This window comes from Streptosporangium sp. NPDC001681 (assembly GCF_040298085.1).
Lineage (GTDB): Bacteria > Actinomycetota > Actinomycetes > Streptosporangiales > Streptosporangiaceae > Streptosporangium.
Window position 1 is genome coordinate 1 of the sequence record NZ_JBEOZN010000013.1, and the last position, 22,623, is coordinate 22,623.

At 64.7% G+C, this 22,623-nt stretch carries 41 protein-coding genes and 1 pseudogene; 38 read left to right on the plus strand and 4 right to left on the minus strand.

Annotated elements, in window-relative coordinates:
• Window positions 1-154: 154 nt before the first annotated feature.
• The 4 genes from ABT130_RS08415 (at window position 155) to ABT130_RS08430 (ending at window position 1,583) form a co-directional block, all read left to right on the plus strand.
• A complete protein-coding gene (locus tag ABT130_RS08415; RefSeq protein WP_350953890.1) occupies window positions 155-478 on the plus strand; it encodes a hypothetical protein in 324 nt (107 codons plus the stop codon).
• Window positions 479-568: 90 nt separating this feature from the next.
• Window positions 569-814: a hypothetical protein gene (locus tag ABT130_RS08420; protein ID WP_350953892.1), complete on the plus strand. Its 246-nt coding sequence runs from the start codon at window positions 569-571 to the stop codon at window positions 812-814.
• Entirely contained in the window at window positions 811-1,227 is a 417-nt protein-coding gene (locus ABT130_RS08425) for a hypothetical protein (protein WP_350953894.1), read from the plus strand. The genes ABT130_RS08420 and ABT130_RS08425 overlap by 4 nt, the downstream gene beginning before the upstream one ends.
• Before the next feature lie 17 nt (window positions 1,228-1,244).
• Window positions 1,245-1,583, plus strand: coding sequence for a hypothetical protein (locus ABT130_RS08430; RefSeq protein WP_350953896.1), 339 nt, complete (start codon window positions 1,245-1,247; stop codon window positions 1,581-1,583).
• 114 nt (window positions 1,584-1,697) lie between these two features.
• On the opposite strand, the gene ABT130_RS08435 is transcribed toward ABT130_RS08430, so the two are convergent.
• Window positions 1,698-2,114, minus strand: a complete 417-nt coding sequence (locus ABT130_RS08435) for a hypothetical protein (RefSeq protein ID WP_350953898.1) — start codon at window positions 2,112-2,114, stop codon at window positions 1,698-1,700.
• Between the two features lie 393 nt (window positions 2,115-2,507).
• On the opposite strand from ABT130_RS08435, the gene ABT130_RS08440 reads away from it, so the two are divergent.
• The 6 genes from ABT130_RS08440 to ABT130_RS08465 all read left to right on the plus strand — a co-directional run bounded on the left by ABT130_RS08440 (window position 2,508) and on the right by ABT130_RS08465 (window position 6,118).
• Window positions 2,508-3,008 carry a hypothetical protein gene (locus ABT130_RS08440; protein WP_350953900.1) on the plus strand — a complete coding sequence of 167 codons (501 nt, stop codon included), beginning with the start codon at window positions 2,508-2,510 and terminating at the stop codon, window positions 3,006-3,008.
• 11 nt (window positions 3,009-3,019) lie between these two features.
• On the plus strand, window positions 3,020-3,286 hold the full coding sequence (locus ABT130_RS08445) for a hypothetical protein (protein WP_350953902.1): 267 nt from the start codon (window positions 3,020-3,022) through the stop codon (window positions 3,284-3,286).
• Window positions 3,283-3,666, plus strand: coding sequence for a hypothetical protein (locus ABT130_RS08450; RefSeq protein ID WP_350953904.1), 384 nt, complete (start codon window positions 3,283-3,285; stop codon window positions 3,664-3,666). The genes ABT130_RS08445 and ABT130_RS08450 overlap by 4 nt, the downstream gene beginning before the upstream one ends.
• Window positions 3,663-3,959, plus strand: coding sequence for a hypothetical protein (locus tag ABT130_RS08455; RefSeq protein WP_350953906.1), 297 nt, complete (start codon window positions 3,663-3,665; stop codon window positions 3,957-3,959). The genes ABT130_RS08450 and ABT130_RS08455 overlap by 4 nt, the downstream gene beginning before the upstream one ends.
• Window positions 3,956-4,126, plus strand: coding sequence for a hypothetical protein (locus tag ABT130_RS08460; RefSeq protein WP_350953908.1), 171 nt, complete (start codon window positions 3,956-3,958; stop codon window positions 4,124-4,126). The genes ABT130_RS08455 and ABT130_RS08460 overlap by 4 nt, the downstream gene beginning before the upstream one ends.
• A gap of 756 nt (window positions 4,127-4,882) precedes the next feature.
• The gene (locus ABT130_RS08465; RefSeq protein WP_350953910.1) at window positions 4,883-6,118 is read left to right on the plus strand and encodes a trypsin-like serine protease; all 1,236 of its coding nucleotides are present in this window, start codon (window positions 4,883-4,885) and stop codon (window positions 6,116-6,118) included.
• Between the two features lie 102 nt (window positions 6,119-6,220).
• Here ABT130_RS08465 and ABT130_RS08470 read toward each other — a convergent pair whose 3' ends face one another.
• A complete protein-coding gene (locus tag ABT130_RS08470; protein ID WP_350953912.1) occupies window positions 6,221-7,048 on the minus strand; it encodes a hypothetical protein in 828 nt (275 codons plus the stop codon).
• A 436-nt stretch (window positions 7,049-7,484) separates the two neighbouring features.
• Here ABT130_RS08470 and ABT130_RS08475 point away from each other — a divergent pair, with 436 nt between their 5' ends.
• The gene (locus ABT130_RS08475) at window positions 7,485-7,961 is read left to right on the plus strand and encodes a GntR family transcriptional regulator (RefSeq protein ID WP_350953914.1); all 477 of its coding nucleotides are present in this window, start codon (window positions 7,485-7,487) and stop codon (window positions 7,959-7,961) included.
• Window positions 7,962-8,011: 50 nt separating this feature from the next.
• On the opposite strand, the gene ABT130_RS08480 is transcribed toward ABT130_RS08475, so the two are convergent.
• Window positions 8,012-8,248 (minus strand): hypothetical protein, encoded by a 237-nt coding sequence (locus tag ABT130_RS08480; protein ID WP_350953916.1) that lies wholly within the window; start codon window positions 8,246-8,248, stop codon window positions 8,012-8,014.
• A 353-nt stretch (window positions 8,249-8,601) separates the two neighbouring features.
• Between ABT130_RS08480 and ABT130_RS08485 the strand changes: the two genes are divergently transcribed.
• The 3 genes from ABT130_RS08485 to ABT130_RS08495 all read left to right on the plus strand — a co-directional run bounded on the left by ABT130_RS08485 (window position 8,602) and on the right by ABT130_RS08495 (window position 10,342).
• Entirely contained in the window at window positions 8,602-8,991 is a 390-nt protein-coding gene (locus ABT130_RS08485) for a hypothetical protein (RefSeq protein WP_350953918.1), read from the plus strand.
• A 46-nt stretch (window positions 8,992-9,037) separates the two neighbouring features.
• Window positions 9,038-9,340 (plus strand): hypothetical protein, encoded by a 303-nt coding sequence (locus tag ABT130_RS08490; RefSeq protein ID WP_350953920.1) that lies wholly within the window; start codon window positions 9,038-9,040, stop codon window positions 9,338-9,340.
• 120 nt (window positions 9,341-9,460) lie between these two features.
• Window positions 9,461-10,342 (plus strand): hypothetical protein, encoded by an 882-nt coding sequence (locus ABT130_RS08495; RefSeq protein ID WP_350953922.1) that lies wholly within the window; start codon window positions 9,461-9,463, stop codon window positions 10,340-10,342.
• Window positions 10,343-10,345: 3 nt separating this feature from the next.
• On the opposite strand, the gene ABT130_RS08500 is transcribed toward ABT130_RS08495, so the two are convergent.
• On the minus strand, window positions 10,346-10,870 hold the full coding sequence (locus ABT130_RS08500) for a hypothetical protein (RefSeq protein ID WP_350953924.1): 525 nt from the start codon (window positions 10,868-10,870) through the stop codon (window positions 10,346-10,348).
• A gap of 284 nt (window positions 10,871-11,154) precedes the next feature.
• Between ABT130_RS08500 and ABT130_RS08505 the strand changes: the two genes are divergently transcribed.
• The 24 genes and pseudogenes from ABT130_RS08505 to ABT130_RS08620 all read left to right on the plus strand — a co-directional run bounded on the left by ABT130_RS08505 (window position 11,155) and on the right by ABT130_RS08620 (window position 22,623).
• Window positions 11,155-11,472, plus strand: a complete 318-nt coding sequence (locus ABT130_RS08505) for a hypothetical protein (protein ID WP_350953926.1) — start codon at window positions 11,155-11,157, stop codon at window positions 11,470-11,472.
• Between the two features lie 28 nt (window positions 11,473-11,500).
• Window positions 11,501-11,695 carry a hypothetical protein gene (locus tag ABT130_RS08510; protein WP_350953928.1) on the plus strand — a complete coding sequence of 65 codons (195 nt, stop codon included), beginning with the start codon at window positions 11,501-11,503 and terminating at the stop codon, window positions 11,693-11,695.
• Window positions 11,692-11,907, plus strand: a complete 216-nt coding sequence (locus tag ABT130_RS08515; protein ID WP_350953930.1) for a hypothetical protein — start codon at window positions 11,692-11,694, stop codon at window positions 11,905-11,907. Before ABT130_RS08510 ends, ABT130_RS08515 begins: the two co-directional genes overlap by 4 nt.
• Window positions 11,904-12,251, plus strand: coding sequence for a DUF7574 domain-containing protein (locus ABT130_RS08520; protein ID WP_350953932.1), 348 nt, complete (start codon window positions 11,904-11,906; stop codon window positions 12,249-12,251). Before ABT130_RS08515 ends, ABT130_RS08520 begins: the two co-directional genes overlap by 4 nt.
• A complete protein-coding gene (locus tag ABT130_RS08525; RefSeq protein ID WP_350953933.1) occupies window positions 12,248-13,177 on the plus strand; it encodes a lambda-exonuclease family protein in 930 nt (309 codons plus the stop codon). Before ABT130_RS08520 ends, ABT130_RS08525 begins: the two co-directional genes overlap by 4 nt.
• Window positions 13,174-14,478, plus strand: coding sequence for a hypothetical protein (locus tag ABT130_RS08530; RefSeq protein ID WP_350953935.1), 1,305 nt, complete (start codon window positions 13,174-13,176; stop codon window positions 14,476-14,478). The genes ABT130_RS08525 and ABT130_RS08530 overlap by 4 nt, the downstream gene beginning before the upstream one ends.
• On the plus strand, window positions 14,475-14,864 hold the full coding sequence (locus ABT130_RS08535; protein ID WP_350953937.1) for a hypothetical protein: 390 nt from the start codon (window positions 14,475-14,477) through the stop codon (window positions 14,862-14,864). The genes ABT130_RS08530 and ABT130_RS08535 overlap by 4 nt, the downstream gene beginning before the upstream one ends.
• A gap of 67 nt (window positions 14,865-14,931) precedes the next feature.
• Window positions 14,932-15,186, plus strand: a complete 255-nt coding sequence (locus ABT130_RS08540) for a hypothetical protein (RefSeq protein ID WP_350953939.1) — start codon at window positions 14,932-14,934, stop codon at window positions 15,184-15,186.
• 67 nt (window positions 15,187-15,253) lie between these two features.
• Complete coding sequence (locus ABT130_RS08545) at window positions 15,254-15,493, plus strand: hypothetical protein (protein WP_350953941.1); 240 nt, start codon at window positions 15,254-15,256, stop codon at window positions 15,491-15,493.
• The gene (locus ABT130_RS08550) at window positions 15,493-15,822 is read left to right on the plus strand and encodes a hypothetical protein (RefSeq protein ID WP_350953943.1); all 330 of its coding nucleotides are present in this window, start codon (window positions 15,493-15,495) and stop codon (window positions 15,820-15,822) included. Before ABT130_RS08545 ends, ABT130_RS08550 begins: the two co-directional genes overlap by 1 nt.
• Window positions 15,819-16,145, plus strand: coding sequence for a hypothetical protein (locus ABT130_RS08555; protein ID WP_350953945.1), 327 nt, complete (start codon window positions 15,819-15,821; stop codon window positions 16,143-16,145). Before ABT130_RS08550 ends, ABT130_RS08555 begins: the two co-directional genes overlap by 4 nt.
• Window positions 16,142-16,381, plus strand: a complete 240-nt coding sequence (locus ABT130_RS08560; protein ID WP_350953947.1) for a hypothetical protein — start codon at window positions 16,142-16,144, stop codon at window positions 16,379-16,381. Before ABT130_RS08555 ends, ABT130_RS08560 begins: the two co-directional genes overlap by 4 nt.
• 53 nt (window positions 16,382-16,434) lie before the next feature.
• Window positions 16,435-16,734, plus strand: coding sequence for a hypothetical protein (locus ABT130_RS08565; RefSeq protein WP_350953949.1), 300 nt, complete (start codon window positions 16,435-16,437; stop codon window positions 16,732-16,734).
• Window positions 16,731-16,973 (plus strand): hypothetical protein, encoded by a 243-nt coding sequence (locus tag ABT130_RS08570; RefSeq protein ID WP_350953951.1) that lies wholly within the window; start codon window positions 16,731-16,733, stop codon window positions 16,971-16,973. Before ABT130_RS08565 ends, ABT130_RS08570 begins: the two co-directional genes overlap by 4 nt.
• Window positions 16,970-17,518 carry a hypothetical protein gene (locus tag ABT130_RS08575; RefSeq protein ID WP_350953953.1) on the plus strand — a complete coding sequence of 183 codons (549 nt, stop codon included), beginning with the start codon at window positions 16,970-16,972 and terminating at the stop codon, window positions 17,516-17,518. The genes ABT130_RS08570 and ABT130_RS08575 overlap by 4 nt, the downstream gene beginning before the upstream one ends.
• A 154-nt stretch (window positions 17,519-17,672) precedes the next feature.
• Window positions 17,673-18,029 carry an HNH endonuclease gene (locus ABT130_RS08580; protein ID WP_350953955.1) on the plus strand — a complete coding sequence of 119 codons (357 nt, stop codon included), beginning with the start codon at window positions 17,673-17,675 and terminating at the stop codon, window positions 18,027-18,029.
• Between the two features lie 214 nt (window positions 18,030-18,243).
• Window positions 18,244-18,564, plus strand: a complete 321-nt coding sequence (locus ABT130_RS08585) for a hypothetical protein (protein ID WP_350953957.1) — start codon at window positions 18,244-18,246, stop codon at window positions 18,562-18,564.
• A complete protein-coding gene (locus tag ABT130_RS08590; protein WP_350953958.1) occupies window positions 18,561-18,872 on the plus strand; it encodes a WhiB family transcriptional regulator in 312 nt (103 codons plus the stop codon). Before ABT130_RS08585 ends, ABT130_RS08590 begins: the two co-directional genes overlap by 4 nt.
• Window positions 18,869-19,162 carry a hypothetical protein gene (locus ABT130_RS08595; protein WP_350953960.1) on the plus strand — a complete coding sequence of 98 codons (294 nt, stop codon included), beginning with the start codon at window positions 18,869-18,871 and terminating at the stop codon, window positions 19,160-19,162. The genes ABT130_RS08590 and ABT130_RS08595 overlap by 4 nt, the downstream gene beginning before the upstream one ends.
• Window positions 19,155-19,517 carry a hypothetical protein gene (locus ABT130_RS08600; RefSeq protein WP_350953962.1) on the plus strand — a complete coding sequence of 121 codons (363 nt, stop codon included), beginning with the start codon at window positions 19,155-19,157 and terminating at the stop codon, window positions 19,515-19,517. The genes ABT130_RS08595 and ABT130_RS08600 overlap by 8 nt, the downstream gene beginning before the upstream one ends.
• Entirely contained in the window at window positions 19,517-20,065 is a 549-nt protein-coding gene (locus tag ABT130_RS08605; protein WP_350953963.1) for a hypothetical protein, read from the plus strand. Before ABT130_RS08600 ends, ABT130_RS08605 begins: the two co-directional genes overlap by 1 nt.
• Window positions 20,062-21,189: a hypothetical protein gene (locus ABT130_RS08610; protein WP_350953965.1), complete on the plus strand. Its 1,128-nt coding sequence runs from the start codon at window positions 20,062-20,064 to the stop codon at window positions 21,187-21,189. The genes ABT130_RS08605 and ABT130_RS08610 overlap by 4 nt, the downstream gene beginning before the upstream one ends.
• 318 nt (window positions 21,190-21,507) lie before the next feature.
• Window positions 21,508-21,687: pseudogene (locus ABT130_RS08615) on the plus strand (DnaJ domain-containing protein); the annotation flags it as partial.
• A gap of 105 nt (window positions 21,688-21,792) precedes the next feature.
• On the plus strand, window positions 21,793-22,623 hold the full coding sequence (locus tag ABT130_RS08620; protein WP_350953967.1) for a hypothetical protein: 831 nt from the start codon (window positions 21,793-21,795) through the stop codon (window positions 22,621-22,623).

The window sequence follows — 22,623 nt, forward strand, 5'->3', positions numbered from 1 at the left end:
CCCCTCGGGGGGGCGCCCCGTCGGGCGGCCGCGGGCGGGGGCCGTTTGTTGGGGGGTGTAGTGCGGGTTTTATATCGTTTCCCCCCCACCAACAACGGCGGGCGCCCCACCACACGGTCCGCGCCCGTTCTTGTCCTACCGGGAAGGAACCCTCATGCCTCGTTTCACCCCTGACGATGTCATGGCCGTCCTGCGGGAGCTGGCCGACGCTTACCCCGATCAGGTCGGGGAGGGCCGGTACCGCGACGACGACGGCGCCCACGCGTGCGTCGACGGCGCGATCCTCGGCCGGCTCGGCATCAACCAGGCCGAGTTGCGCAACCGCTGCGTCTTCTCCCAGGCGCCCCGGCGGGTCCGGAGCCGGTTCACCGCGCGGGCCGCTGAGCTGATGGTCTTTCTGCAGCGCCTCAACGACAGGAGTTACCGGTGGGGTCAGATGCCTGAGCGTGCCCGCCGGTTCCTCAAGCACGGCTGGTGACGCTGACTGGTGTGGGCCGTGCTGGGCGGCCCGCGCCCTTTTTCACTCGTTCCCTGGCCGGTTATCTTATGCTGATTATATAATTCGAGCATGAGGAAACGAGCCGTCACCGTCACGGTAGACACCGACCTGATCGACTACGCCGAACAGCAGGTAGAAGGCGGTGACGCCCGCTCCCTGTCCGCCTACGTCAACGAGGCCCTCGCGGCGCGCGTCCGCAGCGAACGACGCGCCCGCGCCACCTGGGGCGGACTCGTCGCCAAAGCGCAGGAAGACCCCGCCGCAGTCGCCCGCGCCGAACGCATGGCCGCCAACGTCAGGGCGAAACTCGGGTGACCATCCCTCCGCTCATCCTCGACAAGACCGTCCTGGGCGAACTCACCCGCGGCGATGCCGCACTGATCAACCTGATCCAGATATTCGACGCCAGCGAACAGCCGATGATCATCCCCGCGTTGGCCATCACCGGGGTCATGCTCGACAACAAGTCGCCTGAGGCAGCCGACGCACTGCGTGGCCTGTCCCTGATGGAAGGCGTCACCGTTGCCCCCCTCGACGGGCCCGAGGAGAGCATCGCCCTGGCCGACATGACCAGCAGGACCGGCCTGGACGTCTGGGACGCTCAGGCCGCCACCGAAGCCCTCGGTCAGATCGGCGCAATCCTCACTCTCGACGCCTCCCGGTGGGAGGAACCGCAACGCCACATCGAGGAGCACCTGCAAGTGATCGAGATCTCCGACGACATGTAGCCCGATTGGAGGCACCCATGCCGAGAATCAAATTGACCGACGAGCAGCGCCGGGAACTCCTGGAGGCTTACCAGACGGACGAGCCGGTCGCGTCGATCGCTGGGCGGTTCGGCCTCAAGGTGGCCAGCGTCGCCACCATCGCTCAGAACGCGGGCGTACGCAGGCCCGCCGGCTTGAAGCCAACCCGCACCAAATGGAGCCTCACCGCCGAGCAGGAGAAGGACCTGCTGACCGCGTACGCCAACGACGAGCCCGTCACCGAGATCGCCAACAGGCTCGGCGTCCCCGAACACGTGGTCAGCACGCGGGTCAGGGACGCGCGTGTTCGGCGGCCCGGCAGCAACGCTCCGAGGTGACGCGCAGCACCACGGAAAGCCCGCAGGATTAATCCTGTGGGCTTCCTGCTTTTGTCGCCGGGCTGAGGTACATTCCTCCGTCGGCCCGGTGCGCGCGGAGAATTCGCGGCGCGCTCACTCCTGCCCCGCGGCCGGGCCGAGCTTGTCTGCGGCGGGGATACCGAGGTCGTCGAAGTAGTCGTTGAGCGCGTCGTTGACGAAGTCCGTGCCGCCGAGCTGTTCCTGCTTGCAGCCGGCCACGAGCCGGGCTTTGGTGTTGGGCTGGAGCCGGACGACGACCTGGCGGGTTGCGTACTCGTTGGGAACACCAGGCACGAGGTCAGGGTTGCGGGGGACCTTCAGGTCGCTGTCGGGCTTCATGGTCTGGGGGACGTTCAGCTTGGAGCAGTAGGCGTTGAGCGCGGCCTCGAAGGTCTCCTGCAGGCCCAGCCCGGTTTGCTCCCAGGCGGCGGTGAGCCGAGTGTCGGTGTCTGCGCGGATGTAGGCACCGGTCGACTTGAGTTTCGTCCAGACGGCTTCGCGGTGTCGCACTGGCGCGGGGTTTCGGCGCGGTAGCGGTTCCGCTACCGGCGCTGCTGCGGTCTCGAGGTCGGGTTCGGCGAAGAGGACCTGTGGCAGGGGTGTGTTCGGGCGGGGCATGTGGCGTGGCTCCATGGCTGGTGGTGTGGCGTGTTTCCACGGTACGTGGTTTTACCGTTCTTGTCGTCTTTCCGGTTTGTCCGCTATATCTGCCATGTCTGCTATAGGTGCTCTCTGCGCTCCGGTCTGCTTTCTATGCTTCCTGGTCGCCCTCCGTGCTCTCTGGACCCATTCAGGGAAGATCTCCAGACATTCAACCATGGTATTATCCGGTATAGGTGGTTGAGTGTACAGAGCAAGATCACCCCTGACCGCACATCACCCCCCGACCAGCGGAGACGCCACATGACCGCCACATCAACCCTCACTAGTAGCGGTTCCGCTACTAGTGAAAACGGCGAGATCGTCGACTTCAGCAACGCCGAAACCCGCAGCCTCGGCGTCATCGTCGAGATCATCACGGAAGACGACCATCAGATGGTCCGCCTCATCAGCCCCAGCTGGGAGCGGGACCGCGACGAGGAAACTTCGGCCAACATCCTCGACCTGCGGCCCGCCACCGACGTGGAACCCGAGGAGATGATCCGGCTCCTCGTCATCAAGGCGCAGCTCATCGGCTCGAACACCGCGTTCATCCACGCCGGGCACCTGATCTGCCCGCTGTGCGGCGCGAAGGACCGCATCCTCGAATACGCCGAAGCGTTCAAAGCCCACATGCTCACCGTGGACGACGACAACACGCTCAGCGCCAGCGACGAAGACGCCACCTTCAACACCGACCGCTTCGAGTGCGAATGCGGCCGCGAGGTTGAAATCCCCGACGCCATCGAGATCATCCACTGCTGAGGAGCCCCACCATGGAACAGTTCGACCTGAACAACCAGGACGACGCGAGCGCCGCCCTGGACTACGTGTTCAGGCGGCTCGGGAAGCCGCTCACCGTTCGCGCCCCCCTCCACCAAGGCCGGACCCACACCGTCGAACTCACCCCCCGCACCGTCACCGCCTGGCGCAACCCCGAGAGCTTCGCGCTGCAGGTGGACGACAGCGCCAGCGGCCTCCCGTTCACCTTCCACGGCGTCACCCAGATCGGCGAGACCACACCCGCCCCGGAGGAGCAGTGACCCCGCCACGCGAGGAGTTCTACTTCCTCGCCTACGCCTGGGACATCACCGCGGCGAAGGAACGCGCCGCCAACGAACCCACCGGCAACCTCATCGTGCCTGAATGGCGCGGGGTCGCGTCGATGGTTGACGTCGACCAGGGCCACGCCGCCACGGTGAACCTCAGTGAGCCGCTCATCGTCGTGCCTATCGACGATGCCGGACACTTCCCCGTCGACGGATGGCACCGCATCTACCGCGCACTCCGCGAGGGCGTTCCCGCGTTGAAAGCGGTCATCCTCACCACCGACGAAGAGCGCCAGATCCACATCTACGGCGGCGACGCAGGCCACCCGCTCCGGCGCTCGGCCCGCGCGAAGCCCGCCCTGGAGGACCAGTGAAGCGAAGCCCCGTGACTCCACACGACGAGCAGGTAGCCAAGCAGGTCGCCGACCTCCTCGACTACACCGGCCGTGTCGCCGCTGGACTCCAGCGCGGCGACTGGGAGTGGACGTCGGACAAGCTCGACGGGCTGCGCTACGCGGCCGGAATGCTCGGCACGCTCCTCTACCCGGCGGCCGGCCGCCCGCACGTCGACCCCGTGAAGGTACGCGAGCGGGCGCTGGCCCTGCTGCAACCCGACCGGGTCCAGGCCATCACCGACTACCTGACCGGCAAGGAGAGCTCTCAGTGAAGCGGAGAATCCCGCGCGTCGAAGGCACCTTCACCCAGCACCTGGAGAAGGTGACCGGCACCAAGAAGCCGTTCATCCCCATGCAGGTGAAGGTTCCCACCTGGTCGAGGAAGACAGGTGACGTCGGGATGGGACAGGTAGTCAGCCCTTTCACGACCCACGACTGATCAACCGGTTCCCGCACCTCAGCGGGAACCGCACCTGCCCTGCCATACGGCAGGGCAGGTGTCCTCACCAGCTAGGAGGAGAACAACGGACACGAAGTCGGACACGAAGTGGGACACCAACCCGAACGACGCATGCGAATTTCACCACACGTCGCTCTCCAGTGACTACTGCGTGAGGTGTGGGAGTAGCTGCTCGGAGCGTGATTAGCGTGGGCGCGATGTCCTTCACTGACAAGGGCTGTCAGGGCACGGGCGACACGATCTGTACGCCGTTCAAGCGCTATCGCCACTGTCCGAGACAGTCGCGCGACAGAAAGTACGTCAACCGCACTCGCATCCGCACCTTCGACGAACCGCACCGCCGCAATTTTGAAGAACTGGAAGATGCTACATCTAAGGATCCTGCGGCGCTTTCATGCTGGCCGTCTTGTGGATTTTTACACCACATCAGACGTGCTGGTGATCAAAGGTTGACGTTACCCGGAACACATCTGCCCCCCAGGTCAGAGGCATGATCACAGGCAATGCCGAGCTTTCACCCTCAGTGTATCGACACTTTCACCCTCAGTGAGTCGACAGAATCCACGCTCAGCACTTACATCACGAAACAAAAAAAGTCAACACTTGATCATGTGTGACTGATGAGTAAAGATCTGTTTTGCGAAGAGTTGCGACATAAAACTCTTCTCTTTTAGTAATTCTTCTATCTCGCTGGGGTGCGTAGTGGCTAAAAAACTTCTAGCTTACTCAACCGCCATGATCATGGCATTCGCACTAGGTACGACTCCGGCTGTCGGGGCAAGTAGCCCAGATCCCACCTCCCCGGAAAAACCCAAACCCATCGTCAGCAATGAAAAACCTTCGTACCTGACGCCCGAAGACGAAAAGATATTCCTCGCACAGGAACCCCTGAAAAAGGCGTCGGACATCCTGTTCAACGCCATAGACCGGACTTCCGTCACCGGGTTCACAGGAATACAATACCTTGACGACTCCAAAGTAATTCTTTGGTGGAAAAAGGGCGCCCCTATCTCCGAAAAGGTCGAAGCTGCTCTTTCCGAAGCCCGGAAGATCGCTCCCGTTGAGATTGGTCCTGCCAGCTACTCAGAAAAAGAACTCGAAGTCGCTGCCGACAACATAAAAAACCAAGTCGGCACCGACGAACCCATCCACGGTGTCCAAATTCCTGTGAACGGGAGTGGTCTTCGGATTATGACCAATCCCGGAACCAATCAGGCGAAGACTCTGAGCATGGTGGAAAGCAGCGTCCCCCTCGAAACGGTTGAAAGCCCGAGGGTAGAGCTGATCACTCGCTGCAACGACAGTTCCCCTTGGTATGGGGGAGGCGCGTTCCGCAACACATCGGTCGGCGTAAACAGCACCTGCATTGGCTCTTCTGCTAATTTTACATGTTCATTTGCTTTCGGCGTCCACGAAAGCGGAGTTCAGTATCTTTTAACCGCCCGCCACTGCGGCCAGGTGGGTAACTCCATTCAGGACGGCAACGGCGATCCGGTAGGAACAGTGGCGCGAGGGAACAAGTCCCACGACCTAATGCTCGTCAAAGCAAATGCTCTTCCCTACATGTTCGACGGAAACAACGATAACAACGCTCGACACGTCTCCGGATGGCGCAATACAGCAGTCGGAGAGATGCTTTGCATTTCAGGAGCAACATCCGGCGCCCATTGCTCGATGCGGGTGACCGATTATCGCACAAAATGGGTGAATGCGAGTATGCCAGGAGACACTACTTCAACCAGAATAGAAGACCTGAGTGCGGCAACGTATACGACGGGCGCTACAGCGACTCGGCCAGGTGACAGCGGAGGGGCTGTATACAGCCTGAATGGAAGCGATGTCTGGGCGCAAGGTATTATGAACGCGCGCCTCGATCCCGGCGTGGACGGCAATTATGAAGTCCTCTACTTCATGGACTTCGGAAGAATCCGACTCTCGGACGGATTTACCAACATCGCCCCCCTCACATAAGGTATATGTTTGGATGGCCCGCACATAGAACGTGCGGGCCATCCGCGTTTCCGCATGCCACACCACAGCGGAGTAATAATTTAGGAGGATTTTCGGCCAAGATTAACCAACCGACCTCATGAGGCTCTGCAGAATTACGGCGCCTTTTCCGTATCGGAAATCAAACTTCTGCTGAAGCTCATTGGTTGCCACAAAAACTTGCGCTTCCACCCGGTTGTTCACAATTGAGATGTCGGATGTTTGGATCTCTTCCACCTCGTCGCGAAGGTCTTTTTGAATTCTTCGGAGCTCTGTATCGGTTCGCTCAGCGCCACTTAGGCATAGTGCACCACCCCATATCTTTCGCACCCACCGTTCATGACCAGAGAGTTTCCCGGCAAACTTGAGATTCAATACCAACTTGGTCGGATCATTGGCACCATCTACGCTTTGAGGACCTGACTCGTACCCTTTGAGATAGCCTTGATCGAGCCATGCGCCTGCGAACCCCTTCACTGTCGGCGCCTTTTCGATAACCTTACGAATTGCCCCCTCCGTGGCTTTCGCTGGATTGACCGGCTTCCATCCTCCGACTGGCTCAGGACACGGACTGGCGAACTTCTCATCAAGGCCTTTGGGAGGAGTCGGCGGAGCGGAAGAAGGTGTCCCCGGGGGTTCCGTAAGCGTGAGCCGCTTGCCGTCCCAGGTACCGACGAGGCGGTAAATCCCCCACCTGGTGTCTCCTGCGGCCTCCGACTCGACTATTTTCCAATTCCAGTTTTTGACGTCCGCCCCGACGCACTGCGGTGGATTCGAGAGGGTGGTGGCGACACACATCTGTGGTCCGTGCTGGCGGTTTTCCAGTACCGTGACGGTGGCCGTATAACGGGTCATGGATCCAGCGGTGCTGGTAACAGTCTCGGAACTGCACGCTACGAGCACCAGCGACACGGCAAGAGATGGGACGGCACTACGTGCCAGACGTCGGCTCATGCATCTAAGACGTCCCCACCACACCGTATGGTTCACTGAGATTTTTTCACCCTGGATGCCCTGGTCACGGCAAGCTTGTGGAGGACGGTGGCGGACGAGAGGTGACTCCCGGTAAGACAAAGCCATCCATAGCCGCGCCTTCACCGCCTGGAGGGCCGGGCCCCACACAACCGATGTGCTCCAACGCTGTCCGTGGCTATGCCGGAGTGGCTCTGTCTCACTTTTCATGAGCGGACTACTTGGCAAGGCCCTCACCATCGAAAGTGAGACAGGGCCGTCTATTAGACAGTCCTCTAATTGTTAGTGTGCGGCATGCGATTTCTAGTGGTCGGCCCCATGGAGCCCGTATAGGGAAAGTGTGCTTACATACCTGGAATGTAATACTATGCTCGGCATGAAACGGCGAGGACACCGCGGCCCCGTGCCGGTCTACCGGCAGATCATCGACGCCATCAAGGCCGACGTCGCGGCCGGCGTGCTCAAGCCTGGCCAGGCGCTGCCTAAGGAAGCTGTCCTCGCCCAGCAGCACGACGCCTCGCGGGTGACTGTACGCAACGCTCTCGCCGTGCTCCGCGAGGAGGGCGTCATCTACACCCGGCATGCCGAAGGGTCCTACATCGGGCCTGAGGATGCGCCACGAATTCGGGAGCCGTGGCCATTCGAGCGGGTGGCCGCGCAAGTCGTCGAACTGATCCGTGGCGGCGAGTACCAGCCCGATACGGTGCTGCCGTCCGAGAACGAGATGATGGAAACATACGGCGTGGCGAAGAACACGGTACGGGCCGCGATAGCTCTCCTGCGGGAACAGGGACTGGTCTACACAGTGCCCGCCATAGGGACGTTCGTTGCAAAGCGCGACCTACCGGAATGAAGTGCGGAGCCGCCTAGAACCTGAAGTTCACGGCGGCTCCGTGTCCATTCTCAGTCTCCCGTGCGACCGTCCTGGAGGCCCTGCTCGTAGGCCTCGGCTGTAGTGAGCCGGGCCGGGCGGAGCCGGAGGACCGTCATGGTTGCGGCTGCTGCTGCGAGGCAGGCCAGCACCACAAACACGGCAGTAGCGACAGGTTCGTCATCGGCCAGATCGGTTGAGATCCCCTCGGCCATTAGCGCGATGTACGTACCTGTTCCGGCGAGGAAGGCCAAGGTGATCACGGCCACCACAGTCACAGTTGCTCTCATGGTGCCTTTCTCGCGTTGTCAACTTTCCGTACTTACACGTCAACACTGTCAGCGAGGCGAATCTCCCGCTACGCCGACACCCTGTGATGACACTACATCGTTACGGTTTCGCACCCATCAGGCGGAATGAGGCATGCCGAATGGCTTGTCCCCTTGAATCGTTCCATGTCGTATAAGTGGCATGTCGGAAATACGGCGGGCTAAAAATGTAGACAGGGGTGGCTGAAACTACTTCTATGGTCACTCGTTGGGCGCGTGACACACCGCTCCAACAGTCAAGGCGGGCGGTTAGTAACGCCCGCCTATCTCGTACCACCCACCCGGGAGAGACCATGAAGACCTCGTTTGGCCTGCGCAGAGTCCTCGCCACCGTCACCGCTGCGAGCTTGCTGGCCGTGGCTGCTGCCCCCGCGTCGTACGCCGGCCCCACCCCCGCTCCCACGCCGACAGAGGCGCCTGAGACGACCTCAGCCCCCACGCAGAGCCCGACCATAACCCCCTCGATCACCCCCAGCCCGAAGACTGTCACCAACACCCGCACCGAGACCACAAGCAGGACGACGAATCCGGACGGCACCGTGACCGTCACCAAGACCGTGACCGTCACCGAGAGCACCATCACCCAGACCGTGACCACCGAAGCAGCTGGAACCCCGACCCCAACCGTGACGCCGAGCACGTCCCCTCCGGAGCAGACGAACGGCCACACCGGCGGCATGTAGAGCACGAAATCGACAGCTAAGACCACTTCATCGACCTGGAGGCACCATGACCCGCCGTGATCATCGCAGTTGGCTGATCAGCACGCTCAGCGTGGCCGTGGTCGGCTGGGCCACCGCAGCTGGCACTGCGCTGCTCCCCGTCATCCATGACGTAGATATGAGCGTTAACGGCGTCCTCCTGCTGCTCATGTGGGTCATTGCCATCCCGGCACCCACCACAGCTGTTCTGATCGCGTGGCAACTCCACAGCATCACCCTGAAAAAGGCTTACGAGCTGGGGCAACGGCACGCACAGAACCTCGACAACATACACAGGAAAATGTCACATGGGATTGCCATGCTGAGCTGATCATCCGGCAACAGGACAATGGGAAGTGATACTTTGCACCGGGTCCCCGGCCTTAGCGAAGGGCAGGGACGCCTCTACCGGCACCTGCTCACCGAAGGGTTCACCAGCTACAGCGACCTGGTGAAGAAGCTGGGGGCGGAGGGCGATGAGGACTCAGTCCATGACGACCTATGGGCGCTACGAGAGCGGGGCCTGATCCATAGCGATCCTCCAGTGGCGAGGCGTCCCTCGCGGGCGCTTCAAGGCGACCTCCTGGAGAGAGAGTCGCGGCTCCGGGAGTTGATCGCCTACGTCGACGAGCTGGATGAGCTGTACGACGCCAGCAACTCCCCGCCCGATGGGAACCCCGTCGAGGTACTGGTGACGCTTGACCGCATCCAGCAGTACTTCGAGCACATCCACGCCACCGCCCGGCACGAGGTGATGCAGCTCGTCACCCACCCGTTTCTCCCTCTGAGCCCCGTGAGCAGCCCGGCCATGTCCGCCGACGCCGACGAAGACCACCCAGCCAAATGCCGGGTCATCTACGAGAAGCGAGTCTTCGACAACGCCGCGGCGGTCGCCGGGCTCACACACTCGGTGGAGCGTGGCTGTGAGGTCCGCTTAGCGGACCGTCTGCCTCACAAGCTCCTCATCGGGGACCGGAAGTTGGCGATGACGCCGAGATACCCGCGGGGGCACCCCGACAGCCGGCCGATGCTGCTGATCCACCCCGGCACCATGATGGACTTCTTGATCATGGCGTTCGAGACCGAATGGGAGCGGGCGCTGCCGCTGCAGACAGATCCCGGCCAGTTCACTGAGAACGGCCGGGATCTGGATACGAACGAGATGCTGATCGTGGAGATGCTGTCAGGTGGCGCCCACGTGGATCGGATCGCCAGTGCGTTGAAGGTTCATAAGCGGACGGTGGAGCGCAAGGTCGACGGGCTGAAGCAGAGGGCGGGAGCGGAGACTCTGTTCCAGCTCGGGACTTATGCCGGCCGCCATTGGCTGAGCTGACGGTCATCGCGGACGCAGGATGCGCAGCTGCGCACCGAACGACTGGAGCATGCCGTGGGCCTGCGACAGGAGGACTTTCTCCATCTGGGCGCGCTCCTCGGCCGACACCCCAGGTAGGGCTCGGATTTCCTCCAGCATCTGCTGTAAGGACTGCTGCACCGATTCAGGAGTGATGTTCGGGTCGATGACCGCCGCCACCGGGTCCGCTTCGGTTTGCTCCTTGATGTAGTTGCTGAACAGGTCGGCGGCGGTGTCGCCGCCGGCCTTCCGTAGGTCGTCGGGGGTGATGGCGTCGGTGCGCGAAAGGTCATTGACCGCGGCGGCCATGAACACGATTTCGCGGTCGGTGGCGGTTTTTCTGCCAGCCTCGATGCGTCGCCAGTTGGGCTCGGAGAAGCTTTCGCCGGATAACTGGGCAGCGCGCTTGGCGGCCGCGCGTACGGCGATGCTCCGCTTGAGTGCTCCTGGCTGTTCTCGTCGTTCCTGGATGAGGAGTGCTACGGGTGGCGGTTTCGGTGTGGTGGCCACGGTGTCGCACTGTCCTTTCGTGGCGGTTGTAGGTGCTGTCTGCGGTGTGGCGCCACGTTATCAATAAGAGTGTCGCAGAGTACATATATAGATGCAACGTTTCGTTACTTTGTGTGACATCAATGACTAATACCTCAGACGCAGTAGACGCATTTAGAACGATCTGACATTGATTCATGCGTCGAAAGACGGTAATGTCGGTCATGTCGGTACACCTGTAGATGATCAAGGTTCTTGATCGCTTACAGGACCGTACGCAGCCCTACCGCCAGGAACGGAACCGCATGAACGCCACCATCGCCGCCCCGCAAATCATCCGCTGGGAAGAGCCCGCGCCGCTCCGAACGGCCTCGCGAGACCTCGCCCACCTCGCAGACGCCATTCGCGCCAACCCCGGCAAATCCGCTGTGATCGCGGAGCACCCCAACACCAAGGAGGGAAGGCGTATCGTCGCCACCCTGATCGGCGTCGTGAAGTACAAGCGCAGGGGCTTCTCGGACCCCGAAGGCACCTTCCACGTCACCACCCGCACCGAGCGCGTCGATGACGGCAATGACGGCAAGGTCATCCGCGTCTTCGTCCGCTTCAACGCACATGAGTAGCGGAACCGCTACTGATGCAACGGAGCATGTGATCGGCGTCGCCGCACTACGCGCGGTCGAACACCAGCTCTGCCCCGCCGGGCTCATCTGGCGTGGCATCCTCACCGAACTCCTCGACGGCGACGAGGCCGAAGCCGACCGGCTCATCGACGAAGTGGAAGCCGAACGCCTCATCGACAAGGTCCGCCGACAGTTCCAGACCGGACAGGAGGTCAGCCAGTGAGATCAACCACCTTCGCCGTCCCGGGAGACGACGAGCTCGTCGAGTACCTGGAAGCCATCCAGGCCGCCGACGACCGCGCCCACCCCTACGTTCCCGCGGCGCCGCTGTGGCCCGGCTACCGCGACGAGCGCAACCCCGCCGAGCAGATGCTCACCTGGGCCGACAACGACGCCTACCGCTGGGGCGAGCAGAACGACAAGGGCAACTGGTGAGCTTCACCATCTACAGCGCGCCGCAGAAGTTCGGCCTCGAAACGGTCGGCGAAGTCGACTTCTCGGATGGCTGCTACCGGTTCGACCTGACCGTGGTCTGGCGCGACCAGAAGGGCCAGCTGTTCTACGCCGATGACTCCGGCTGCTCCTGCCCGTCGCAGTTCGAGGACACCGGCCTGCCCGACCTGACAGCCTGCACGTCCGCCGAGCTGCAGGCGCACCTCGACAAGCGGCTCGGCGCGACATTCGGCACCGCCGAATCGTGCGACGAGTGGGACCTCGACGAGCGCAACAAACGCGCCGGAAGGATCGTCGACCTGGTGGGACGGGTGATCGCTTGGTGACCACCCTTGCCACGCCCACCGGCCGGTTCCTCGGCCGGTGGGCAGCCGACTCGCCGGAATGGTACGAGGCTCGTCAGCACCGCATCGGCGGGTCCGACGTCGCCGCGATCGTCCGCCTGTCGAAGTGGCAGTCACGGTACGCCCTGTGGTGCGAGAAGGCCGGGCTGGTCGAGCCTGACCCGCCGAACAGCCAGCAGTCGCGCGGCCACTTCCTGGAGCCGGGGGTCGCCAACTGGTTCGCTTACCAGCACCCCGACGTCGAGGTCGTCGAGACAGGCACGTGGACCCACGTCGACCCCGAACGGGACTGGCAGCTCGCCAACCCCGACCGGCTCCTCCTGCGTGACGGCCAGGTGGTCGCCGGGCTGGAGATCAAAACCGACGTTGACGGCCGCGACTGGGGCAAGCCTGGCACCGACGAAATCCCGCTGTACTACCTGACGCAGGTCAGGTGGTACATGGACGTGCTGGGCCTGACCGAGTGGCGGGTCGCCGTACTGGGGTCACACCTCCAGTTCGCCGAATACGTCGTCTACCCCGACATCGACGACACCCTGTATCTGCGCGCCACGGCCGAGGAATTTCTCCGCTCCATCGCGTGGGACGAGATGCCGACAGTCGACGGCCACGAAGCCACCTACCGGACCGTGCGCAAGCTGCACCCGCTGATCAACCCCAACGAGAAGTTCACCCTGCCGGACGACCTCGCCGCCGAGGTACTGCCTGCCCTGACCGAAGAGAAGGCGGCGAAGGAAGCCGCGCAGAAGGCCCGCGCGAAGCTGCTGGCCGCGATGGGAAACGCGTCCCATGCCTATTGGGACGAAGAGCCAATCGCGCGCCGCCAGGCCAAGGGCGAAGGCAACCCCTTCCTCGTCGTCGAGAAGAACCTCCCCACCGTCCCTGAACCGCTAGGAGCCGCAGCATGACCACTGACAACCTGCCCGCGATCCGCAACGCCGAGCTTGCCCAGCGGATCGAGTACTCCCAGCAACTGGCCTTCTCAACCCTCCTGCCCCCCCAGTACGTCAAGCAGCCCGCGAACGTGCTGTGGGCGATGGAGTTCGGCCGCTCCGTCGGGGTCGACCCGATGACGGCGATCACCGAGGTCCACATCATCAAGGGCAAGCCGACCTCGTCAGCGGGCCTCGTCAGCGGCCTAGTGCGCAAGGCCGGGCACCGGATGCGGACCTGGGTCGAGCGCGACGAGAACGGCGCCCTGCTCAAGGCCGTTTCGACGGTCCACCGCAGCGACGACCCGGAGTTCGAGTTCCGCTCCGAGTGGACCATCGTCCGAGCCCAGACTGCCGGGCTGCTCAAGCAGAACGAGAACTACGGCAAGTACCCGGAGGCCATGCTCGTAGCCCGCAGCCAGACCGAGGCCGCGCGCATGGCCTGCAAGGAGGCCCTGTGCGGCCTCGGGTACACGCCCGAGGAGCTGGGCGCCGTCGTGAACGAGGACGGCTCAGTCGTCATCACCGAGGCGCGGGAGGTCAAGCTGGGCCAGACGATCCGGGAGGCCGCTGAAACCATCAGCGACGCCAACGTCACGGTGATGGCCTCCACCACGCAGCTTCGCAGGCTCGCCGAGCTGATGACCGACAAGGGCGTCACGGACAAGCTCGGCTATCTGCACCAGGTGCTGCCGGACTACACGTTCAAGTCCAGCGCGGACCTGACGGCCGCGCAGGTCTCGCAGGTGGAGAACGCGCTCAACCGGGGCGATCACCTGCCCACCTCCGAGGAGCCCGGGGAGCCTGAGCAGCCCGAGCCGCCCGCCGCCGAGACGGTGACCGCGTCGCCGGCCGCCGCCCCGGCCAAGGAGGAGCCGCCCAGCCGGAAGGCACAGCACACCGAGATGGGCGTCTGGTTCGGTGAGGCCGGGATCACCCACCACACGGGTACGGGCATGAAGGCGAAGAACGACGCGGCCCGCTTCGCGTGGATCACCGAGCACCTGGGCGTCGAGGTCACCTCGACCAAGGAACTCAACGCCGCCCACGCTGACGAGGCGATCCGCCTGCTGACGCAGCAGGCGGCGGCCCGCCGTGAGGACCTCAGGATGCGGATCGTGCAGGTCTGGTCGGACCTGGGCGGCACCAACGAGCAGCTCACCGCCGAGTTCCAGAAGCAGATGGAGGTCTCGCACACGCAGGCCACCAACCAGCAGCTCGCCGCGTTCCTGACCAAGGTGAACGACGGCAAGGTCACCCCTGGCGGTGAAGCGTGACCCCCGGATCGCCGTTCGCCGAACGGCGCTTCGTCCGCTTCAAGCAGGACGACCGGATCATGCTGGACGAGCCGCTGCCCGCGAACACTCTCGACCCCCGCTATGACGCCTGCTCCGAGCACCGCACCGCGTGCGACTGCCGCGAAGCGATGTTCGCGGAGAACGTCAGCGAGCAGCGCGCCGAGTGGGAGCACGCCAAGCGCATGTTCAACGAGGTCCTGGAGGGTCACCCGACCTACGCCTACGACAAGCACGGCAAGCCCGACGAGCAGGCCCAGTGCAAATGCTCTGGCTGCGTGATCGCACGCCGTCTCCGCCTCCGGACCATTGGCGACGTTGTCCGCGACCGCGAGGCATGGCGCCGCCGGGATGAACCGCCGTTCTGACCAAGTACACCGGCCCCGCCGCGACATGCGGCGGGGCCGCCTCCACCGCCACCACCAGGAGCCCCCAGTGAAAACCATCGTGGTCGAGTACGACGACGTGATCCCCGAGCGGATCGGCCGCTCACTGTCCGACACCGAAACCACCCTGGCGATCGGCAACCGCCGGTTCCCGGCATCGCTGACCGACAAGCAGACCCTCCTCGTGGCTCTGGCTGTTTCCGACGCCATCGCCGCCGCGAACCACGCCTGGCGCGGCGACATCGTGACCGCGCTCCGCAAGCTCGACGCCAAAGAAAAAGCCCGCGAGAACGCCACCACCTGATCACCTCGGGCGCGGGCCGAACGGGCCCGCGCCCCGTCCACGCCACAACGACAGCAGGAGCCCCCTGATGACGTCCGGACACATCACACCGCAGATCGCCGCCGACGTGCTCGCCTTCCGACACGGCGGCCGCATCTCCAGCACGTTCCACCAGCGTCTGCTGGCGGCCATCGCCGCAGCAGACGCGCCGGACCGGAACAAGCTGGCCGCCGAGTACCCCGCCTACGTGGCCGCCTACGAGCTGGCCGCCCACACCGACAGCGGCACGGACTTCCTCCGTGACCGTGTCGCCAACAGGAGCGCATAGTGACCCACTACCCGCTGCCCACTCCTCCCGGCAGCCCGAAGGGGCGCTTCATCAGCGCCTGCTGGGACGCCAGCCTGGGCACCTACAGCGTGCTCGCGTTCGACGTGCCGATCAGCCTCGACGACAAGCCGGTCAAGGCGTTCCACTACGGCATCACAGCCGGTGAAATCCCCTCGACGCAGGTTCTGCTCGCTGTCGTGGCCGAGTTGGACATCGACCTGCCCGTCCGGGTGCTGTGGCAGCTGCAGCAGGACAAGGCACACCACAGCTCACGGGGTGCGGTTCCGCGTCCCGCTGTTACCGCCGCACTTCAGGACGGTCTCCGATGACGACCGCCAAGGGCATGGAGCAGTTCCACATGATGATGGGCGAAGGCATCCGGGCTGCGCTGCGCGCCGACCGTGACCACGGCCCGCAGGCAGCGATGAGCATCATCACGTCCTACGCCGACGTGGCCGGCCTGCTGGACGCCCTCGACGCGCCCCGCCCCGCGGCCTACACCAACAGCGACAACGGTTACCCGTGGCTGACCTGCGGCGGCTGCGAGGAGCCGCTGCTGCAGATCGACGCCGGTACCGGCCTGGACGAGATGAACGCCGCCGCATGGGGCCACGACTGCGCGGCCCCGGCCAAGAACGCAGGTGAGCAGTGAAGCCGCTGATCCTCCTCGGCGCCATCGCCCTGGTGGTGGCCTGCATCGTGCTCACGAAGTGGCTCGACACCCGCGCCCGCGGCGTCCGAGCTGACCGCCGGGCACTGCGCCGCCACGAGGAACTCGTCGACGAGGTATACCGCATGGCCCTCGACGCGGCCTCCATCGACCGGTCCGCCCACCTGATCGCGGAAAAGATCCGCGCCTCCACCCCCTCCCGAAAGGCCGGTCGATGAAGCTCACGCCGACTCAGAAAGTATGGGTAATCGGTAGCGGAACCGCTACTCTCATGGCGCTCGCGCTGTTCGCGGGTATGTGGGCGCTCGTCCTCGCGGCGATGTCCCTGTCCGTGGGAGTCTCGCTCGGCGTCATGGCCGGCGCCGAACTCGGCCGCCGCCGTGGTCACGTTCGCGCGGCCACCGCTGAAGCGCACTACGCCGCGGCGGCCGAACTCGTCGACCAGCTCCACACTGACAACGCCCAGCTCGTCGGCCGTGCTGAAAGCGCCGAACGCGACCTGCTCACCGCCACGGCGGAGAAGACGAAGCTCCGCGCGCAGCTCGCCCAGTACGCGGGCAACGCTGCGTGATCCACGCGATCTGGGACGTTCTGGCGGTGATCGGTGCGCTCAGCGTGCTGATCGCCGTCGGGGCGTTACTCCTCGGCGGGATGTTCCACCGGGACGCGCTCCGACGCCAGCGGGCCGACCGCGACCAGCGGGCCCAGCAGCCCGCCGAGCAGGTCGCCGCCGACATCGCCCTGTGGTCCGACTTCTGGACCGACCATGACCTGCACAAACTCGACACACACAAGGAGGACAAGCCGTGACGCTGCCCCGCGTGATGGGCTGGGACCTGGCCGCTGAGCAGTCCGGAGTTGCTCTGCCGGACGGCACGACTGCGGTGATCAAAGCGAAGAAGGTCACCGGCAGGAAGCGGACCTTCGCCGACGACATGGAACGCCTCGACCACGTTGCGCATCGCGCCGCCGCGTTGCTTTTCCTCAACGAGCCGTACCTGGCCGTCATCGAGGACTACGCGCCTGGTATCCGTAGCGCGGCCGCGCACCGGCTCGCTGAGATCAGTGGCGCGGTCCGGCTGGCCTGCTACCGGGCGGATGTGCCAGTCGTGCTGGCCAACGTCCAGTACGTCAAGATCTATGCCACCGGCAAGGGGGGCGCGACTAAGAGCGAGATGGCCACCAGCGCGCAGAGCCGGACTGGCCTGGTGTTCCCCACCGAAGATGAGTGCGACGCGGCTTGGATGCGCTGGCTCGGACTCGACCTGCTGGGACATCCCCAATTCCCGCTGCCCGCGAAGAACAGGTCCGTACTTGGCAAGATCAACCTTCCCGATGGAGTTTCCCGTGGCTGAAAAGAGTGGACGGGGGAAGGGGCTCCGCTCGTCAACGCCAGTGAGTAAGCGCCTCGCTGCTCGTCTCGACACGTCGGACCCGGAAGCGTGCTGGCCCTACAGCGGCGGTGCCTCGACGAGGTCAGGCCACCGTCAGATCTGGGACCGAGGCACGATGCGTCTCGTCCACCGGGTCGCCTGGGAGCTCGCCAACGGCCCGATCCCAGATGGGATGAAGGTCTGCCACCGATGCGACAACCCGCCGTGCTGCAACCCGGCGCACCTGTTTCTCGGCACCATCGCGGATAACAACGCCGATCGGGATCAGAAGGGTCGCCAGGTTTCCCTCCAGGGCGAAGAGCACGGCAGCGCGAAGCTGACCGCAGATCAGGTGGACGCCATCCGTGAGCTGGCATCGGCCGATGTCCCGCAAGAGCTGATCGCGCGGGCGGTCGGCATTCACAAGAGCCACGTGTCTTTGATCAGCCGTGGCAAGACCTGGGCGTCGCGTATGGGAGAGGAGTCGCAATGAGGTGGATCCGCGCGATGGGCTGCGACTGGCTCGGATACCCGGTCGTTGACCTGCCCAAGGCGCAGCGTGCGGTGCTGGCCAAGGTGAAGGGCTGGCCGGCGGTGGCCCAGTGAGCGACCTCGGCATCCCGGTCATCGTCGAAGGCCAGCTCGTCGGCCACCAGGAACCGATTTTCCCCCCTCGACCTGCCCATGCGGAACAGGAGCAACCAGCTATGAGCACCCCGACCGACCTCGCCGCGACGGACGTCATTGACGAGGTACTCGCGGCGGATCAGCCCAGCGCCCTCGACATCCTGCAGGCTCTCGCCAACGCCGGATACGCGCTCTTGCCGCCGGCCGAGCGGAAAAGCCCCGAGTGGATGCCGACGACCGCCCGCAGCATGGAAAAGGTACGGCAGTGCGCGCAGGTCCTGAGCTCCGGAAAGTCCAACGAGGAGGCCGCCGCCCAGCTGCGCACGTCCGTGCGTACGGTCGAGCGGCATGCCGCAGCGGCTCGCGCTTTCGGGCTGCTGGAGGACCGGCGGCGAAAGTGAAGAAGGCACAGGTACGGCGCAGGTCCATCGCCCCGGTCGGCTGGCACCAAGACGCCGCATGCAGAGGAGAGGACCTCTCCCTGTTCTACGGCCCAACCGATGACGAACCCCCCGAGGGCACCCGCAAGCGTGAGGCCCGCGAGAAGAAAGCGAAGAAGATCTGCCATGCCTGCCCTGTCATGGAGAAATGCCTGGAGTGGAACCTGTCGTTCGGCCCTCACCAGTACGGCGTCGGCGGTGGACTGACCGCCGAGGAACGCCGCACGCTGCATCGCAAGAAGCTACGTGACGCGCGGGAAGCATCGTGACCGGCGGGACCGGGTTGAACCGGGACACCGAGGACGCGATCCGGGCGCTCGCGCATCGCGTCTACGGACGCGACCAGCAGGACACGGCCGAGCGACCCGCACCCGCGGACTTCGCCTTTGAGTTCGTGATGACGCTACGCGGCCAGGGCTGGCGCTGCACCAACGCCGGGCAGGCCCCGAAGAACACGGCACGACCAAGGCCGGACACCTACGACAGGGGTGTGGCGCTCGCCCGCCAGCTCCTGCAGAAACCAGCGAACGACGACCAGGAGGACAACCCGCATGACTGAAATCCCCTACGACAGCTTCGGCAACCTGATCCGCAACCCCGTCGCATACAGCAACCTCCACCCGGAGGAGACGATCCACAGGCGGCCGGCCGAGCGGTTCACCGCGACCCTCACCCTCGGCAAGTCCATCCGGGTCGGGGGGGCCACGTACGTCACGTGGATCGACGAGGAAGGCCACCTGTTCCCGATGTTCCTCGCGGACCTGATGGTGGTCCTGAAGACCCAGGACCTGGCCAAGGGGGTTGTGACCGCCGAGTGGATGCCCGTGGGGCGGGGTCCCAACTTCGGGCTGCAGCTGTACGTCGACCACGAGGCGCGGCGCGCGAAGTACGCCAAGACGGAGGCGAAGAACTAATGAGTGACAAGCCGATCCTCACCACCGAGCAGATAGAGCAGCTGGGCAACATCCTCCAGGGGATCCTCGCCAACTACCCCATCAGCGTCGACCTGGCCACGCACGTGCTGGCGAACTTCGACGCCGAGGTCGACAACTGGTCTGGGCCCAGGCCGTTCACCTTGCTCTACACCGGCTGGCGCGGCGCGAGCCGTGAACGGGTCTACGAGGACCTCAACGACGTCTTGAAGCGGGTCGGCCCGTTCCACCTCGTCGTCGGATACAACGTCGAGAAGGACGAGCCCGCCGGAGGTGACCGGTACGCCTACGCGTGGGCGACCCTCACCCCCGGAATTACCGTGGAAACCCACCCCGCGCCGTGGCATGTGCCCTTGTTGAAGCGCACGGCCGGCCTGTTCCGGGGCGGCCTCATGCTGGGCTTGGTCCTCGGGCGGGGCGGCCCGCACGGAATGCTCGCTCACCTGCATGAGAAGTCGCGCGGCGCCGCTGGGACGGCCGCGTTCGCTGACCACCTCGGTGTCCCGGTGTGGAAGAGGCCCGCGTCATGAGCCGCGCCACCGACGTGAAAGACCTGCTCGACAAAGAAGCCGAGGAACACGACCTTCTCGTGGAGTCCCACGGCCGTAAGTGGAAAGTCACCAACCTCGCCACAGGGTTGGTCAAGTTCCTGCCGAAGAACGGGGCCGGTCGGTCCCTGGATAACTTCCGCACGCAGCTCCGCAGTCTCCGCCCCGCACCCAGCCTCATGCTCGCCGCCACCGAGAGAACAGACTCCATGCCCCGCGACACCTGGTGGAAGGTCGAAGACCTTCTCGCCGCCGCTCACATGCAGGGCCTGCGCCCCTACGTGTCGGGCGGAATCCTCCACGTGCACGGCGACCTCGACGCCCAGCCAGTCGCCGAGATGCTGCACGCCCGCGAAGCCGAAGTCATCGCCCACCTCACCCGTTCACACACCAACCCCACCAACCCGAGCGAAGGTAACCAGGCCGTGCCGAAGATTGTTGAGACCGCCCGCATCGACCGCACCGGCCCCGTGCGGAACATCGCGGGCGACGCGGAAGCCCTGTGGGAGCTCCTGCGGGACGAGGCCCGCAAGCAGGGGGACCGGCACGGAACCAACGCGGGCGTTCCCGGTGTGCTGTGGACGGGGGCGCTCATCCACATCGTGCAGGAGATCGGCAAGGACTGGGACGACGCCCACGTGCAGGAGGTCCGCCAGTACCTGAACCGCACCGAGCACACCCACTGCCAGCGGCCCAAAGCCAAGCCGCCGGTGTGGTGGCTCGCGAACGCCTGGAACGACGGAGGACTCACCGTCACCCGTTCCGCGAAGAAGGGCGACCTCGAGAGAGTGGAACCCCAGCAGCCCGAGCCGGAGCCCGAGCCGGCCGCGGCCCCGGGCAGTGCGCTGGCCGCGCTGCGCGCCCTGGATCAGCGCATCACCGCCGCCGAGCAGCGCGCCGTCGACGCGGAGAAAGCGCTCGACCAGGCGCGGGGGGAGCGCTCGGACCTGCTGACCGAGTTGGACGAGGTGCGCGCCGAGCTGGGCCAGGCGGTGGCCGACCGCGACAAAGCCCAGGCTGAGCTGGACCTCATCAACACCATGCTCGGCAAGCTCGGCCTCGGCAGCACGCCGGTAGCGGAACCGCTCCCGACGCGGAGGAGCTGAGTGTTTTCCAAGGCTGACGTCGGCCTGTGCCGGGGGTACCGGGGGAAACGGCCGTGCGGGCAGAAGGTCCGGTGGACGCAAACCGAAGCCGGAATGGCGTTCGCGGTGAACCTGGCGCCGGACCCGGACGGCAACGTCGCAGTGTTTCGCGACGTGCGCGGGAAGCTGATCTCGCGTCGCGTCACCGCTGACCGGCCGCTGCTGCCGTATGAGCGGCTGATGATGCCGCACATCGCGACGTGCAAAGCGCCTCCTCGGCCGAAGCCGCCGCCGCGGCGGCCGCCGCCGAGGGCCACGCCGGCGGCGGGCGCCTACTACGTGGTGCTCGACGTCGACGTGGACGCCGACCAGGCCGCCATCAAGAAGGCGTACCGGCGTCTGGCCCGGGAGCTGCACCCGGACGTGAACCCCGATCCGGCCGACCTGGCTCGCTTCAAGGAGGTGACGGAGGCGTATGCCGTGCTGTCCGACCCGGCCAAGCGGAGGATCTACGACCTGACGGGGCGGCGGCCGAGATGACCGCCGGAAGCGGAACCGCTTACGGTGGCTGGACGCCTCTTCCCTCGGTGGCTCCACTGAACGACACGAAGGTGAGGCGGCTGCATGCCGTGGTTCAAGGTCGACGACGCGTTCCATTCGCACCTGAAGGTCATGCCTACCAAGGCGGCGGCCTTGGGGTTGTGGGTGGTGGCTGGGTCGTGGTCGTCGGCGAACCTCACGGAGGGGTTCATTCCGGACGCTGTGTTGCCTCGGTTGATGCCTGGGGCGAAGCGTCTCGCGAAGGATTTGGTCACGTCGGGCCTGTGGGAACGCACTGACAAGGGCTTTACTTTTCATGACTGGGCTGATTACAACCCCACTGCTGAGGAGGTGCGCGAGGATCGGGAGGCAGCGCGGGAACGCATGCGGAAGCTGCGGGCGCGGCGACGTGAGCAGCCTGATTCATCAGGGGAAACGTCGGAATCGCGTGAGCTGGTTCCTGCTCCTGACCTGTCAGATGTTCGTGCGAACATGCTGCGAACGTTCGCGGAACGTTCGGACGATGTTCGTAACCCCGTCCCGTCCCGTCCCGTCCCGGTCCCTAGTGCAACTACATCTAGTCAGTCATCTACAGGTAGTGGGGTGGTCGGCGACCGGACTGATGATCATGACTTTTCGGCCTTGGACGAAATGATCACCCGCCTGCTCGCTACGCTCACGCCGGACCCCGTCACCACCCAGCACGCCGCATGGGTCCGGCAGACGATCCTCGGCAAAGCCCGCGGCCCCATCCGTGACCGCAGCGCCTACCTCCGACGCGCACTCCAACAAGATGCCCGCCCCTACCTGCCCCAGCCCACCATCGCGGCGGTCGGCGCTGGCCGCCGCTGCACCATCCACCACCAGGCGCAGCCCTGCATCGGCTGCGCCGCCGACAGCAAAGCGAAAGGATGA

Excerpts from the sequence above, each read along its gene's own strand:
- ABT130_RS08415 (WP_350953890.1), top strand. The coding sequence starts at position 155 with ATGCCTCGTTTCACCCCTGACGATGTCATGGCCGTCCTGCGGGAGCTG.
- ABT130_RS08420 (WP_350953892.1), top strand. The coding sequence starts at position 569 with ATGAGGAAACGAGCCGTCACCGTCACGGTAGACACCGACCTGATCGAC.
- ABT130_RS08430 (WP_350953896.1), top strand. The coding sequence starts at position 1,245 with ATGCCGAGAATCAAATTGACCGACGAGCAGCGCCGGGAACTCCTGGAG.
- ABT130_RS08440 (WP_350953900.1), top strand. The coding sequence starts at position 2,508 with ATGACCGCCACATCAACCCTCACTAGTAGCGGTTCCGCTACTAGTGAA.
- ABT130_RS08445 (WP_350953902.1), top strand. The coding sequence starts at position 3,020 with ATGGAACAGTTCGACCTGAACAACCAGGACGACGCGAGCGCCGCCCTG.
- ABT130_RS08465 (WP_350953910.1), top strand. The coding sequence starts at position 4,883 with ATGATCATGGCATTCGCACTAGGTACGACTCCGGCTGTCGGGGCAAGT.
- ABT130_RS08475 (WP_350953914.1), top strand. The coding sequence starts at position 7,485 with ATGAAACGGCGAGGACACCGCGGCCCCGTGCCGGTCTACCGGCAGATC.
- ABT130_RS08485 (WP_350953918.1), top strand. The coding sequence starts at position 8,602 with ATGAAGACCTCGTTTGGCCTGCGCAGAGTCCTCGCCACCGTCACCGCT.
- ABT130_RS08490 (WP_350953920.1), top strand. The coding sequence starts at position 9,038 with ATGACCCGCCGTGATCATCGCAGTTGGCTGATCAGCACGCTCAGCGTG.
- ABT130_RS08505 (WP_350953926.1), top strand. The coding sequence starts at position 11,155 with ATGAACGCCACCATCGCCGCCCCGCAAATCATCCGCTGGGAAGAGCCC.
- ABT130_RS08530 (WP_350953935.1), top strand. The coding sequence starts at position 13,174 with ATGACCACTGACAACCTGCCCGCGATCCGCAACGCCGAGCTTGCCCAG.
- ABT130_RS08545 (WP_350953941.1), top strand. The coding sequence starts at position 15,254 with ATGACGTCCGGACACATCACACCGCAGATCGCCGCCGACGTGCTCGCC.
- ABT130_RS08555 (WP_350953945.1), top strand. The coding sequence starts at position 15,819 with ATGACGACCGCCAAGGGCATGGAGCAGTTCCACATGATGATGGGCGAA.
- ABT130_RS08565 (WP_350953949.1), top strand. The coding sequence starts at position 16,435 with ATGGCGCTCGCGCTGTTCGCGGGTATGTGGGCGCTCGTCCTCGCGGCG.
- ABT130_RS08580 (WP_350953955.1), top strand. The coding sequence starts at position 17,673 with ATGCGTCTCGTCCACCGGGTCGCCTGGGAGCTCGCCAACGGCCCGATC.
- ABT130_RS08585 (WP_350953957.1), top strand. The coding sequence starts at position 18,244 with ATGAGCACCCCGACCGACCTCGCCGCGACGGACGTCATTGACGAGGTA.
- ABT130_RS08600 (WP_350953962.1), top strand. The coding sequence starts at position 19,155 with ATGACTGAAATCCCCTACGACAGCTTCGGCAACCTGATCCGCAACCCC.
- ABT130_RS08605 (WP_350953963.1), top strand. The coding sequence starts at position 19,517 with ATGAGTGACAAGCCGATCCTCACCACCGAGCAGATAGAGCAGCTGGGC.
- ABT130_RS08610 (WP_350953965.1), top strand. The coding sequence starts at position 20,062 with ATGAGCCGCGCCACCGACGTGAAAGACCTGCTCGACAAAGAAGCCGAG.
- ABT130_RS08620 (WP_350953967.1), top strand. The coding sequence starts at position 21,793 with ATGCCGTGGTTCAAGGTCGACGACGCGTTCCATTCGCACCTGAAGGTC.